Source organism: Aromatoleum tolulyticum (assembly GCF_900156155.1).
GTDB classification, from domain to species: Bacteria; Pseudomonadota; Gammaproteobacteria; order Burkholderiales; family Rhodocyclaceae; genus Aromatoleum; species Aromatoleum tolulyticum.
Window position 1 is genome coordinate 19,220 of record NZ_FTMD01000018.1, and the last position, 12,603, is coordinate 31,822.

The 12,603-nt window shown below is 65.0% G+C and carries 14 protein-coding genes and 4 tRNA genes; 14 read left to right on the plus strand and 4 right to left on the minus strand.

The annotated features are described in order from the left end of the window. Nucleotides 1–17 precede the first annotated feature (17 nt). The 14 genes from BW991_RS20590 to BW991_RS20655 all read left to right on the plus strand — a co-directional run bounded on the left by BW991_RS20590 (nucleotide 18) and on the right by BW991_RS20655 (nucleotide 10,978). Complete coding sequence (locus BW991_RS20590; protein ID WP_076604046.1) at nucleotides 18–257, plus strand: glutaredoxin family protein; 240 nt, start codon at nucleotides 18–20, stop codon at nucleotides 255–257. A gap of 54 nt (nucleotides 258–311) precedes the next feature. Continuing rightward, nucleotides 312–2,108, plus strand: a complete 1,797-nt coding sequence (gene lepA / locus BW991_RS20595; RefSeq protein WP_076603994.1) for a translation elongation factor 4 — start codon at nucleotides 312–314, stop codon at nucleotides 2,106–2,108. A 52-nt stretch (nucleotides 2,109–2,160) separates the two neighbouring features. Next, entirely contained in the window at nucleotides 2,161–2,949 is a 789-nt protein-coding gene (gene lepB, locus BW991_RS20600) for a signal peptidase I (protein ID WP_076603995.1), read from the plus strand. A 12-nt stretch (nucleotides 2,950–2,961) separates the two neighbouring features. Beyond that, nucleotides 2,962–3,327, plus strand: a complete 366-nt coding sequence (locus tag BW991_RS20605) for a DUF4845 domain-containing protein (protein ID WP_076603996.1) — start codon at nucleotides 2,962–2,964, stop codon at nucleotides 3,325–3,327. Beyond that, nucleotides 3,327–4,004 carry a ribonuclease III gene (rnc, locus tag BW991_RS20610; protein WP_084205176.1) on the plus strand — a complete coding sequence of 226 codons (678 nt, stop codon included), beginning with the start codon at nucleotides 3,327–3,329 and terminating at the stop codon, nucleotides 4,002–4,004. The genes BW991_RS20605 and rnc overlap by 1 nt, the downstream gene beginning before the upstream one ends. Next, the gene (gene era, locus BW991_RS20615) at nucleotides 4,001–4,927 is read left to right on the plus strand and encodes a GTPase Era (protein ID WP_076603998.1); all 927 of its coding nucleotides are present in this window, start codon (nucleotides 4,001–4,003) and stop codon (nucleotides 4,925–4,927) included. Before rnc ends, era begins: the two co-directional genes overlap by 4 nt. A gap of 21 nt (nucleotides 4,928–4,948) precedes the next feature. Then, complete coding sequence (recO, locus tag BW991_RS20620; RefSeq protein ID WP_076603999.1) at nucleotides 4,949–5,671, plus strand: DNA repair protein RecO; 723 nt, start codon at nucleotides 4,949–4,951, stop codon at nucleotides 5,669–5,671. Further along, nucleotides 5,668–6,423: a pyridoxine 5'-phosphate synthase gene (locus BW991_RS20625; protein ID WP_076604000.1), complete on the plus strand. Its 756-nt coding sequence runs from the start codon at nucleotides 5,668–5,670 to the stop codon at nucleotides 6,421–6,423. The genes recO and BW991_RS20625 overlap by 4 nt, the downstream gene beginning before the upstream one ends. A 10-nt stretch (nucleotides 6,424–6,433) precedes the next feature. Then, nucleotides 6,434–6,814: a holo-ACP synthase gene (gene acpS, locus BW991_RS20630; protein ID WP_076604001.1), complete on the plus strand. Its 381-nt coding sequence runs from the start codon at nucleotides 6,434–6,436 to the stop codon at nucleotides 6,812–6,814. Further along, on the plus strand, nucleotides 6,811–7,878 hold the full coding sequence (gene nagZ / locus BW991_RS20635; protein ID WP_076604002.1) for a beta-N-acetylhexosaminidase: 1,068 nt from the start codon (nucleotides 6,811–6,813) through the stop codon (nucleotides 7,876–7,878). Before acpS ends, nagZ begins: the two co-directional genes overlap by 4 nt. A 29-nt stretch (nucleotides 7,879–7,907) precedes the next feature. Then, on the plus strand, nucleotides 7,908–9,719 hold the full coding sequence (uvrC, locus tag BW991_RS20640; RefSeq protein WP_076604003.1) for an excinuclease ABC subunit UvrC: 1,812 nt from the start codon (nucleotides 7,908–7,910) through the stop codon (nucleotides 9,717–9,719). A 33-nt stretch (nucleotides 9,720–9,752) separates the two neighbouring features. After that, nucleotides 9,753–10,343, plus strand: a complete 591-nt coding sequence (gene pgsA / locus BW991_RS20645) for a CDP-diacylglycerol--glycerol-3-phosphate 3-phosphatidyltransferase (protein WP_076604004.1) — start codon at nucleotides 9,753–9,755, stop codon at nucleotides 10,341–10,343. Between the two features lie 47 nt (nucleotides 10,344–10,390). Then, a tRNA-Leu gene (locus tag BW991_RS20650) sits at nucleotides 10,391–10,475 on the plus strand. A gap of 41 nt (nucleotides 10,476–10,516) precedes the next feature. Then, nucleotides 10,517–10,978, plus strand: coding sequence for a DUF1178 family protein (locus BW991_RS20655; RefSeq protein WP_076604005.1), 462 nt, complete (start codon nucleotides 10,517–10,519; stop codon nucleotides 10,976–10,978). A 27-nt stretch (nucleotides 10,979–11,005) separates the two neighbouring features. On the opposite strand, the gene BW991_RS20660 is transcribed toward BW991_RS20655, so the two are convergent. The 4 genes from BW991_RS20660 to BW991_RS20675 form a co-directional block, all read right to left on the minus strand. Beyond that, entirely contained in the window at nucleotides 11,006–12,220 is a 1,215-nt protein-coding gene (locus BW991_RS20660) for an alkaline phosphatase family protein (protein ID WP_076604006.1), read from the minus strand. A 62-nt stretch (nucleotides 12,221–12,282) separates the two neighbouring features. Continuing rightward, nucleotides 12,283–12,358, minus strand: a tRNA-Gly gene (locus tag BW991_RS20665). Nucleotides 12,359–12,367: 9 nt separating this feature from the next. Then, nucleotides 12,368–12,441, minus strand: a tRNA-Cys gene (locus BW991_RS20670). Nucleotides 12,442–12,510: 69 nt separating this feature from the next. After that, a tRNA-Gly gene (locus BW991_RS20675) sits at nucleotides 12,511–12,586 on the minus strand. Nucleotides 12,587–12,603: the final 17 nt, after the last annotated feature.

Consider the following 12,603-nt stretch of genomic DNA (forward strand, 5'->3'; position numbering starts at 1 on the left):
TACGCGAGCTCACCGTCATGAGTCGCGAATGGTGTCATCTGTGTCACGATCTCGTTGACCGGTTGCTGCCCTTGGCTGCCGAACTCGGGTGGGCCGTGCGCGTCCTGGATGTCGATGCCGATCCTGTGCTGGAAGCGCGGTGGGATGAGCTGGTTCCCGTCGTCCTGGCCGGCGACACCGAGCTGTGCCATTACCACCTCGACGAGGCGGCGATCCGTGCCTATTGCGGGCGTTTTCCGCTAGAATCCGCGGCTTAGCCGATTCAACCGATTCATCCTGGGTGCCGCATGGCACCTTTATTTTGTTGGCGCATGCAACACATCCGAAACTTTTCCATCATCGCCCACATCGATCACGGCAAGTCCACGCTGGCTGATCGGCTCATCCACTATTGCGGCGGGCTCTCCGATCGCGAGATGGAGGAGCAGGTGCTCGATTCGATGGACCTCGAACGCGAGCGCGGGATCACGATCAAGGCGCAGACGGCCGCTCTGCAGTACAAGGCGAAGGATGGTCAGGTCTACAACCTGAACTTGATCGACACGCCGGGGCATGTGGACTTCTCCTACGAGGTGAGCCGTTCGCTGTCGGCCTGCGAGGGCGCGCTGCTCGTGGTCGATGCGTCGCAGGGTGTCGAGGCGCAGACGGTCGCGAACTGCTACACGGCGATCGAGCAGAATGTCGAGGTCGTACCGGTCCTGAACAAGATCGACCTCCCCGCGGCGGATCCGGACAACGCGCGCCAGGAAATCGAGGACGTGATCGGCGTCGATGCGTCCGAGGCCGTGCTGTGTTCGGCGAAGACGGGGCTGGGCATCGAGGACGTGCTCGAGACCGTCGTGCGCCGCGTCCCGCCGCCCAAGGGCGATCCCGCGGCGCCGCTGAAGGCGTTGATCATCGACTCGTGGTTCGACAATTACGTCGGTGTCGTGATGCTGGTGCGCGTCGTGGACGGCGTGCTGCGGCCGAAGGACCGCATCCTCCTGATGGCGAACGGTGCCCAGTATCCGTGCGACCAGGTCGGCGTGTTCACTCCGCGCTCGGTTCCGCGTACTGAATTGTCCGCTGGCGAGGTGGGCTTCATCATCGCCGGCATCAAGGAACTGCAGGCGGCGAAAGTGGGTGACACCGTGACCCTCGCGAGCCGTCCGGCGGTCGAACCGCTGCCCGGCTTCAAGGAGATCAAGCCGCAGGTGTTCGCCGGCCTGTATCCGGTCGAGTCGAGCGAGTACGACCAGTTGCGCGATTCGCTGGAGAAGCTGCGCCTGAACGACGCCTCGCTGCAGTTCGAGCCGGAAGTCTCGCAGGCGCTGGGCTTCGGTTTCCGCTGCGGCTTCCTTGGCCTGCTGCACATGGACATCGTGCAGGAGCGCCTCGAACGCGAATTCGACATGAACCTCATCACCACTGCGCCGACCGTCGTGTATGAGGTGGTGATGAACAGCGGTGAAGTGATTCATGTCGAGAATCCTTCCAAACTGCCCGACCTGTCGAAAGTTGCGGAGATTCGCGAGCCCATCATCACGGCGACGATCTTCATGCCGCAGGAATATGTCGGTCCGGTGATCACGCTGTGCAACCTGAAGCGCGGCGTGCAGGTCGATATGCGCTACCACGGCCGCCAGGTGCAACTGATCTACGACCTGCCGATGAACGAAGTGGTGATGGACTTCTTCGACAAGCTGAAGTCGGTGTCGCGCGGCTACGCGTCGCTGGACTATGAGTTCAAGGAGTACCGTGCGGCCGATCTCGTGAAGCTCGACATGATGGTCGGCGGCGAGAAGGTCGATGCGCTGTCGGTGATCGTGCACCGCGCCTCGGCACAGTATCGCGGGCGTGAAGTGGCGGCGAAGCTGCGTTCGCTGATTCCGCGCCAGATGTTCGACGTCGCCGTCCAGGCAGCGATCGGCTCGCACATCATTGCGCGCGAGACCATCAAGGCGCTGCGCAAGAACGTGCTCGCGAAGTGCTATGGCGGCGACATCTCGCGCAAGAAGAAACTGCTCGAGAAACAGAAGGAAGGCAAGAAGCGCATGAAACAGGTCGGCAACGTCGAAATTCCGCAGGAGGCCTTCCTCTCCGTGCTGCGGGTGGACGAAGGCAAATAAGCGGCGGGGCCTTGCGCCGCGCTGCGTTGAATCGCGACGAAACGGAGTCTGTGTGAATTTTGCGCTGGTGTTGTTCCTGCTGCTGGTGGCAACGGCGATCCTTTGGGGCATCGACCACTTCTACGCGAAGAAGCGTCGCTCTCCCGGTGCCCCCTCGCCATGGTGGGTCGAGTACGGTGCCAGTTTCTTTCCGGTGATCCTGATCGTGTTCGGCCTGCGCTCGTTCATTGTCGAGCCGTTCAAGATTCCGTCCGGGTCGATGATTCCGACGCTGCTCGTCGGTGATTTCATCCTCGTGAACAAGTGGACCTACGGCATTCGCCTGCCGGTGATCAACAAGAAGATCGTCGAGGTGAATTCGCCCAAGCGCGGCGACGTGATGGTGTTCCGCTATCCTGCCGATCCGTCGATGGATTACATCAAGCGCGTCGTGGGACTTCCGGGCGACAGGATCGAGTACATCGACAAGCGCCTGCGCATCAATGGCGAAGCGGTGCCGATCGCGCCGCAGGACGATTACCTCCATCCGGATCGCCTGTACTACTCGCCGCGTTTCCTGGAAAAACTGGGTGCCGTCGAGCATTCGGTATTGATCGAGCGTGACGTGCCGCCCTTCGTGCCGCAGGTACTCGATTATCCGCGTCGCGAGAACTGCACCTATACTACGGCCGGCGTGCGTTGCACCGTACCCGAAGGGCATTACTTCGTGATGGGCGACAACCGCGACGCGAGCAGCGACAGCCGCGTCTGGGGATTCGTTCCGGATGAGAACATCGTCGGCAGGGCGTTCTTCATCTGGTTCAACTTCAACGACATGAAACGGATTGGCGGGTTCCACTGATACGGAGACGGCATGCGGATGAAGAAATGGCAACAGGGCGTGAGCCCTATCAGCGTACTGGTTGTCGGCGGGCTTCTCGGCTTCGTGCTGTTGATCGGCTTTCGTGCCGTTCCGGCAGTAAACGAGTACTTTGCGATCCAGCGCATCATTAACAAGGTGGCCGATGAGGGCGACGGCGGGGCGTCGATCGCCGACATGCGCAGGAGTTTCGAGCGCCGCGGCCAGATCGACGACGTGGTCACGGTGACCGGTGCGGACCTCGATATCAGGAAGGATGGCGGCAAGGTCGTCATCGACGTCGAGTATTCCCGCAAGGTCCCGGTGGTGACCAACGTCAGCCTGCTGATCGACTTCAAAGCGACGACGACTGGAAGATAGTGGCCGCCAACCTGGATCGCCTTCAGCGGAGCGTCGGATATCAGTTCACGGACCGCGCGCTGCTGGAGCAGGCTCTCACGCACCGCAGCTTCGGGCTGCCCAATAACGAGCGTCTGGAGTTCCTCGGCGACAGCATCCTGAATTGCGTCGTCGCGATCGCGCTGTTCGAGCGTTTCGGCGAGTTGCGCGAAGGCGAGATGTCACGTCTGCGGGCCTCGCTGGTGTGCCAGGACGGCCTGCATGGCATTGCCCGCGAACTCGATCTCGGCGAGTACCTGCGCCTGGGCGAGGGGGAATTGAAGAGCGGCGGGTTCCGTCGGCCCTCCATCCTCGCCGACGCACTCGAAGCCATGTTCGCGGCAGTCTTTCTCGACCAGGGTTTCGACGCGGCGAAGACGGTGATCGATCGTCTGTATGCGCCGCTGATCGCAGCCATCGATCCCCGCGTGGCAGCCAAGGATCCGAAGACCGCACTGCAGGAATACCTGCAGGGGCGCAAGATGGCGCTGCCCACCTACACGACGGTGAAGGTGCATGGCGAGGCGCACGCGCAGGAATTCGAGGTCACCTGCGAGGTCAACGCGCTGAAGATCCGTACCACCGGGCGGGGCGCGAGCCGTCGCGCCGCCGAGCAACAGTCGGCCGAGAATGCGCTGGCGCAGTTGAGGAAGTCATGAACGAGAATATCGGCCCGGAAAACGGGCCTGCCGCAGCGCCCGAAGGATTTCGCACGGGCTTCGTCGCCATCGTCGGGCGGCCCAACGTCGGCAAATCGACGCTGCTGAACCGCCTGATCGGGCAGAAGATCAGCATCGTTTCGCGCAAGGCGCAGACGACGCGGCATCGCGTGACGGGCATCCTGACCAACGATGACGCGCAGTTCGTCTTCGTCGATACGCCGGGTTTCCAGACCAAGCATCGCAACGCGCTCAACCGTTCGATGAACCGGACGGTGTCGCAGGTGCTCGCCGACGTCGATCTCGTGCTCTTCGTGATCGAGGCCGGCCGCTTCGGCGAGGACGACCGCAAGGTGGTCGAGGTGCTGCCGCAGGAAGGGAAGGTGGTCCTCGTCATCAACAAGGTCGATCGGCTTGCCGACAAGAGCCAGTTGCTGCCCTTCATCGCGCGCGTGAAGGACGTGTACCCGTTCACCGAGATCGTGCCGCTCAGCGCCGAGCGGGGGACCAACGTCGAACAACTGCTCAAGGCGGTGACGCCGCTCCTGCCCGAGGGCGCGCCGATGTACGGCGAGGATGAGATCACCGACCGCAGCGAGCGTTTCCTCGCAGCCGAGTTCCTGCGCGAGAAGCTCTTCCGCCTCCTCGGGGACGAACTGCCCTACGGCATCGCGGTCGAGATCGAGAAGTTCGAAACGGAAGGCAATCTGCGTCGCATCCACGCGGCGGTCGTCGTCGACCGTGCCAGTCACAAGGCGATCGTCATCGGTAGGGGCGGCGAGCAGTTGAAGCGCATCGCCTCGGAGGCGCGCGTGGAGCTGGAGCAGTTGTTCGACGGCAAGGTCTTTCTCGAGGTGTGGGTCAAGGTCAAGAGCGGCTGGGCGGATGACGAGCGCGCGCTCAAGAGCCTGGGCTACGAATAAGGCCTGCGGGCGCATGCCGTCGTGAGCCAGAAGCAGCGCGTCGACCAGCAGCCCGGTTTCGTCCTGCATACACACCCCTGGCGCGAGACCAGCCTCATCGTCGAAGTCTTCTCGCGCGATCACGGTCGCGTCGCAGTGGTCGCCAAGGGCGCGCGGCGTCCGATGTCGGCGCTGCGCGGCGTCATCATGGCGTTTCAGCCGTTGCTGCTGGACTGGTCCGGTGGCGGCGAGATGAAGACGCTTGTGCGCGCCGAGCGCTGCGGCGGACAGCCCTTGCTGGCGGGGCGCGCGCTGATGTGCGGTTACTACCTGAACGAGCTGCTCGTGCGCCTGACCGCCCGCGAGGATCCGCATGCCGCGCTGTTCGATGCGTACGCACGTGCGATTGCGACCCTTGGCCGCGGCGAGCCGCAGGAGCCAGTCCTTCGTCGCTTCGAGCTCGCGCTGCTGCGCGAGCTCGGCTACGGCATCGGTCTCGCGTCGGACAGCGACTCGGGCGCGCCGCTCGATCCCCGTGCCGACTACGTCTATATAATCGAGCGCGGTCCGGTGCCGCTACCGGAGGACGCGGGGGATCTGCCGGCGACGAGCGGGCAGACCCTGCTCGACATGGAGCGCGACGATTTTTCCCGCCCCGAAACGCTGGTCCAGAGCAAGACCTTGCTTCGTATGCTGATCAATCATTACCTCGGCGGGCAGATCCTGCAGTCGCGCCGGGTTCTAAAGGAGTTGCTGGAGCTGTGATCGAACTCGGCGTGAATATCGACCACGTGGCGACGCTGCGCCAGGCGCGCCGCACCTGGGAGCCGGACCCGGCATGGGCGGCCGTGGAGGCGCATCTCGGCGGTGCGGATGGCATCACCGTGCATCTGCGCGAGGATCGGCGCCACATCCAGGACGAGGACGTGCGCAGACTGCGCGAGCTCACGCAGGTCAAGCTGAACCTCGAGATGGCCGCGACCGACGAAATGGTCGGGATCGCGTGCCGCCTGAAGCCGGAGATGGCGATGCTGGTGCCGGAGGGGCGGCACGAGGTGACGACCGAAGGCGGCCTCGATGTCGTCGCCCAGGAGGCGCGGTTGACGAGCGTCGTGGGGCGGCTGGCCGACGCCGGGATCGTCACGAGCGTGTTCATCGATGCGGAGATTGCGCAGGTCGAGGCCGCCGCGCGCATCGGCGCGCGCGTGTGCGAGATCCACACCGGACCTTATGCGCATGCCTTCCACAATGCCGGACGGGACGCCGAGAGCGCGTCCGTGCTCGCGGAAATCGCGAAGGTGCGCGAGGCGGGTGACGCGATCCGTGGCCTGGGCATGCGCTTCAACGCCGGCCACGCCCTCAACTTCTACAACGTGCAGCCGATCGCACGGCTCGCAGGCGTGCGCGAACTGCACATCGGCCACGCTATCGTCAGCCGGGCGGTGTTCGCCGGTATGCGCGAGGCGGTGCGCGAGATGAAGCGCCTGATGCGCGAGGCCGCGGGGCAGGGCTGCTGAGCGACGCAGGATGATTCACGGGATCGGTACGGACATCGTTCAGATCGCCCGCCTGGGCGCTGCGCTGGAGCGCAATGGCGAGCGTTTCGCCGCGCGCATCCTTGCGGCCGGCGAGGAGCGCGAAGGCTTCCGGGCGAGTCGCGATCCGGCCCGATTCCTCGCCAAGCGTTTTGCCGCCAAGGAGGCGTTCGGCAAGGCTCTGGGCACGGGCGTTGCGGTCCCGGCAACCCTGCACGCGGTGCGGGTCGGGCATGACGAACTCGGCAAGCCGGTCTACCTCTTTGACGACGGACTTGCCACCTACATGCGGGAGCGCGGACTGACTGCGCACCTGAGCCTGAGCGACGAAACCGATTACGTGGTCGCGTTTGCGCTGATCGAGAAACCATGAATTCGACAACTCAAGACAAGCTGCACCTGCCGCTCGGGCCGGTGATGCTCGACGTCGCGGGCACCGCGCTCACCGACGAGGAGCGCGAACGCTTGTGCGATCCGCTGGTCGGCGGTGTGATCCTGTTCGCGCGCAACTTCACCGGTTCGGAGCAACTCTCGGCGCTGACGGCCGAGATCCACGCGTTGCGAGATCCGGCCCTCGTGATCGCGGTCGATCACGAAGGGGGGCGCGTGCAGCGCTTCCGCACCGACGGCTTCACGCGTCTGCCGTCGATGCGGCGGCTCGGACAACTGTGGGCACAAGACCACGTCGCCGCGCTGGACGCGGCACGCGCGGTCGGCTACGTGCTTGCGTCCGAACTGCTGGCTCACGGCGTGGACCTCAGCTTTGCGCCCGTGCTGGACCTCGATTACGGCTGCAGCCGGGTGATCGGGGACCGCTCCTTCCATCGCGATCCGCAGGTGGCGGCGTCGCTCGCGCAGGCTCTCGCCGCCGGTATGGCCGAGGCCGGGATGGGCTGCGTGGGCAAGCACTTCCCGGGACATGGTTTCGTCGAGGCCGATTCGCACCTCGAAATCCCGGTCGACGAGCGCGACTTCGACGCGATCTGGAACGAGGACATCGTCCCCTACCGCCATCGCATCGGACGGCAGCTCTCGGGTGTGATGCCGGCGCACGTCATCTATCCGAAGGTCGATCCGAATCCGGCGGGCTTTTCGCCCTTCTGGCTGCAGGACGTGTTGCGCGGACGCGTCGGCTTCAAGGGCGTCGTGTTCAGCGACGACCTGACGATGGAGGGGGCAGCCGTGGCCGGCGACATCCTCGCGCGTGCCAAGGCGGCCTATGCAGCCGGCTGCGACATGGTGCTGGTGTGCAATCGCCCGGATCTGGCTGCCGATCTGCTGGACCGCTGGGTTCCCGAGGTGCAGCCCGAGAGTCGCGCACGCATCGGTGCCTTGCGCGCGCGTCCGCAGTTCTGCGATCCCTTCTCGCTCGAACTGAGTCCGGTCTATCAGCAGGCGCGCGGGACGGTCGCCGAGATTCCCGCAGAGCTCGCCTGAGTCTTCATCCGGTTCCGAGTCCGCCGGCAATGACCGATCCCGCCGCGCCTTTCGATGCCAAGGCCTTCCTGAAGACGGTGCCCGAGGAACCCGGCGTCTATCGCATGATAGGCGCCGAGGAACGGGTGCTGTACGTCGGCAAGGCCAAGAATCTCAAGCGGCGGGTGTCGAGCTACTTCCTGCGCACGCAGCCCAGTCCGCGCATCGCACTGATGGTCGCGCAGATCCAGCGCGTCGACGTGACGGCGACGCGTTCGGAGGCCGAGGCGCTGATCCTCGAAAACAACCTCATCAAGAGTCTGGCGCCGCGCTACAACATCCTGTTTCGCGACGACAAGTCATATCCGTACATCGAACTCTCCGGCGACGGGTTTCCGCGCCTGGCCTACCATCGGGGAGCCTTCGCGAAAGGCGCGCGGTACTTCGGACCCTTTCCGAACGCTTACGCCGTGCGCGAGAGCATCCATCTGCTGCAGAAGACCTTCCAGCTGCGCACCTGCGAGAACTCGGTGTTCCAGAATCGTTCGCGCCCGTGCCTGTTGCACCAGATCAAGCGCTGCACGGCACCCTGCGTCGGCCTGATCGACCGTGACGACTACGCCGCCGACGTGAAGCTCGCGGCGCGCTTCCTGGACGGGCGCGCGTCCGAGGTCATCGACGACCTGAGCGCGCGCATGCATGCCGCCTCCGAGCGCCTCGCGTTCGAGGAAGCGGCGGCGATCCGCGACCAGGTGCGCGTGCTGCAGGCCGTGTTGCAGCGGCAGTATGTCGACAGCCGCAGGGACGAGGACGTCGACATCATCGCCGCGGTCGAGGAGGGCGGGCTGACCTGCGTGAATATCGCGATGGTGCGTGGCGGCCGGCACCTTGGCGACCGTCCGCAATTCCCGAGCGCTGCAGCAGGCTGCGGTGCCCTGGACGGTGCGCTGGCCTTCGTCGAGCAGCATTACCGCGACCACGGCATGCCGGCGCGGCTGCTGCTCGATGTCCCGCTGGAGCCGGTCAAGGCCCTGATGGCGGAGATCAGTGACAAGCCTTGCGCCCTGGTGACGCCGCGCAGCGCCGCCGAAAAGGCGTGGATGGAGATGGCGGAGAACAATGCGCGCCTCGCCATCCTCGCCCGCGCGCGTGACACGGGGCGCAGCGAGGCGCGTCTGGAGGCGCTGCGCGAGGTGCTGGACCTGCCGGAGGCGCCGCGCCGCGTCGAATGCTTCGACATCAGCCACACGATGGGCGAGGCGACGGTCGCGTCCTGTGTCGTGTGCGTCGATGGGGCGATGAAGAATTCCGAATATCGTCGCTACAACATCGCCGGCATCACCGGCGGCGACGACTTCGCGGCGATGCGGCAGGTACTGGAGCGCCGCTACGGCAAGGTCGCCGCGGGTGAGGGGCTGTGCCCCGACCTGATCCTGATCGACGGCGGCAAGGGGCAGGTGAGTTCTGCACTCGAAGTGCTGACCGAGGTCGGGCTCGAGTCGATCGCGATGGTCGGCGTCGCCAAGGGCGTGGAGCGCAAGCCGGGCCTCGAGACGCTGATCTTCCCTGACGGGCGCGCTCCGCTGAATCTCGCGTCGGATCATCCCGCACTACACCTGATCCAGGAAATTCGCGACGAGGCGCACCGTTTTGCGATCACAGGCCACCGCGCGCGCCGGGCGAAGGCGCGCATCGGCTCGCGCCTCGAGGATATTCCCGGCGTCGGTGCGACCCGGCGGCGCAACCTGCTCGCGACCTTCGGCGGGCTCGACGGCGTGCGTGCCGCCACGGTCGAGGATCTATGCCGCGTCGATGGGGTGAGCCGAAAGCTCGCCGAAGCGATATACAATGCGTTGCACTAGCCATGCATTTGTCGCATTTCCGTCATCTTCTCAATGCAGATCAACATTCCGAACTCGCTGACCTGGGCGCGCATCGCGCTGATACCGCTCTTCGTCGGCGTCTTTTACCTTCCGGAACAGTGGCTTGATCCGCAGGAGAAGAATTTCGCTGCGACCCTGATCTTCATCGTCGCAGCGGTGACGGACTGGTTCGACGGCTACCTTGCGCGGGCGCTGAACCAGACCTCGGCCTTCGGCGCCTTCCTCGATCCCGTTGCCGACAAGCTGATGGTTGCAGCGGCCTTGATCCTGCTCGTGCAGTTGGCGCGCGTCGATTCGATCATCGCTGTGGTCATCATCGGACGCGAGATCACCATTTCCGCGCTGCGCGAATGGATGGCCCGCATCGGCGAGTCCGCGGGTGTTGCGGTTGCGTTCGTCGGCAAGCTGAAGACCGCCGCGCAGATGACCGCGATTCCTCTCCTGCTGTATGACGCACCCTTGTTGCACGTGAACGTCAGGCTGTTCGGCGAGGTCCTGATCTATGCCGCGGCGGCGCTGACCCTGTGGTCGATGGGTTATTACCTGCATCGCGCGATGCCGCATCTGGCGAACGAAGGAAGCAAGGCGAGGCGTCCCGGCTGATGCTGGGCAGGGGCGTCGTCGCACGGTAGAATGCCCAGCCCTTGCAGGCCGGGATGGTGAAATCGGTAGACACAGCAGACTTAAAATCTGCAGCCTTTGGGCGTACGGGTTCGAGTCCCGTTCCCGGCACCACGCGCCAACGGGCATGCGTTTGCCCCAGTCCGGAAGTCCACGTGATCGTTCTCAACCTCAGCTGCGACCATGAGCACCTGTTCGAGGGTTGGTTTGCCTCGTCGGCGGCTTACGACGAGCAGCGCGAGCGGGGATTGGTGTCCTGTCCGGTGTGCGGATCGACCACGATTTCCCGGCGTCCCAGCGCACCATACGTGAACACGGGGGCGTCAGCCCCGGTGCCGGAGAAAAAATCGGGCTTGCCTACGGGTGCCGGGGCGGCGCCAGCTGCTTCGGTTGCGCCGAACGCCGATGTGGTTGCGGCGGCGATGGCGATGCTGCGCCGTCTCGGCCGGGAGTCGGAGGACGTGGGCGATCGCTTCGCCGACGAAGCGCGCCGTATTCATCATGGTGATAGCGAGGCGCGCAATATTCGCGGCCGTGCGACGCGCGACGACGTCAGCGAGCTGATGGACGAAGGCATCGCCGTATTGCCCTTGCCTGCGGACGAGGATCTGCACTAAGGGCTGCGTCGGTGTGTCGGCTGGTCGTCAGCAGCGCGCCTGGACCAGGGGAATCCACATTTCGTCGGGCGACAGCCCGCCGTGAACGCCGATCATCGCGTGTTCCTGTTCGCCCGGAACATGGTCGCGAATCGTCCAGCCCGGTTCCATCAGCAGGGCGTGGGTTCCGATGCGCTCCCGCAGTCGCCGATGAGGTTTGCCCGGGCCGAAGACGCCGAGCCCGATCAGGTCGTCCGATTGCGCGACGATCGCCTTTCCCCTCAGGCACTCGCGTGCCAGCAGTTCGAAGTCGCGTTCCGCCCCGCGGCGCACGGCGCAAAAGGCGGTACGCCGCTCGCCGAACAGCGGCGCTGCCAGCATGGTTTGCAGCTCGGGCAGGGTGTCCAGATCGATCACGCATTCCGGCGGCGAGTCGATGAAGCCGTGGTCGGCCGTGAGGACGATGTCGGTCCCGCTACCGCGCAGTCGTTCCAGAAGCTGCCCGAAGGCCGCGTCGATGCGCGCGAAGTGAGTGACGACATCCTTCGAGTTGCAGCCGTAAGCGTGGCTGAGGCCGTCGAAGGTCGGGTAGTAGGCATGCACGAGGACGGGATGGCTTCCGCTCGCCGCGATCGCCCCCGCGATGGCATCGATCATCCCCTGCAGGCCCTTGTAGCCCAAGGTCGTTGCTCCGCGGCTGTGCCGGCGCGAGTAGGGGGAGAATGCCAGGTCACGGGGCGAGACGAAGATCGCGGGACGCTTGCGGCGCTGGAACAGCGTGCGATAGGCAAAGAGCCGGGGTACGGCCAGCGGGCCCCTCAGCGGGGTGCCGCCGCGCCGGATGGCCGGCAGCGGTGCGATGACGCCGCCGAAGCGCCGGTCGTGGATGAACCACCCAGTGAGGCCGTGGCGTGCGGGGGCGAGACCCGTCATCGTCGTCGTGACGGCGCTCGCGGTGGTGCTCGGGAACACCGAGGTAAGGCGACCCGTCCGGTGGGCGAGGAGGGTTCCCCGGGCACCGGTGCGCTGCAGGAACATGTCGCCGAGGCCGTCGATGAGGATGAACACGAGCTTGCGCGGGGCGGCGTCCGGGGCCGGGGGCGAGGATGGGCCGGGTGCCTGCCAGGGACGGCCATCGAGATAAGAGCGCACGCTGCGGATCAGCGCGAACAGGCCGCCGTCGCGGTAGTCGGGAAGCACGGCATCGTGCGGCAGCTCGATGCGTGGAGAGTCGGACGGATCGGATTGCCGGGAGCGGGGCATGAGTATGGGCGGCAGAAAGACAAAAAGGGAAGGTGCATCGGCACCTTCCCTTTGTCAAATGCTGGAGCGGGAAACGAGTCTCGAACTCGCGACCTCAACCTTGGCAAGGTTGCGCTCTACCAACTGAGCTATTCCCGCGTATACTTCTGGAGGCGCGAGCCGGAGTCGAACCGACCTACACGGATTTGCAATCCGGTGCATAACCGCTTTGCTATCGCGCCAGTTGTCTGCTCTGACTCCCGATACGCCTCGATCGGGTGAAAAGGCCTTACGGAGCCTTTTCGAGAATCTGGAGCGGGAAACGAGTCTCGAACTCGCGACCTCAACCTTGGCAAGGTTGCGCTCTACCAACTGAGCTATTCCCGCGAAAGACCGCCATTATA

Bases quoted from the DNA above. Each gene is read 5' to 3' on its own strand.
- BW991_RS20590 (WP_076604046.1), top strand. From the start codon at position 18: ATGAGTCGCGAATGGTGTCATCTGTGTCACGATCTCGTTGACCGGTTG.
- lepA (WP_076603994.1), top strand. From the start codon at position 312: ATGCAACACATCCGAAACTTTTCCATCATCGCCCACATCGATCACGGC.
- BW991_RS20605 (WP_076603996.1), top strand. From the start codon at position 2,962: ATGCGGATGAAGAAATGGCAACAGGGCGTGAGCCCTATCAGCGTACTG.
- era (WP_076603998.1), top strand. From the start codon at position 4,001: ATGAACGAGAATATCGGCCCGGAAAACGGGCCTGCCGCAGCGCCCGAA.
- acpS (WP_076604001.1), top strand. From the start codon at position 6,434: ATGATTCACGGGATCGGTACGGACATCGTTCAGATCGCCCGCCTGGGC.
- nagZ (WP_076604002.1), top strand. From the start codon at position 6,811: ATGAATTCGACAACTCAAGACAAGCTGCACCTGCCGCTCGGGCCGGTG.
- uvrC (WP_076604003.1), top strand. From the start codon at position 7,908: ATGACCGATCCCGCCGCGCCTTTCGATGCCAAGGCCTTCCTGAAGACG.
- pgsA (WP_076604004.1), top strand. From the start codon at position 9,753: ATGCAGATCAACATTCCGAACTCGCTGACCTGGGCGCGCATCGCGCTG.
- BW991_RS20660 (WP_076604006.1), bottom strand. From the start codon at position 12,220: ATGCCCCGCTCCCGGCAATCCGATCCGTCCGACTCTCCACGCATCGAG.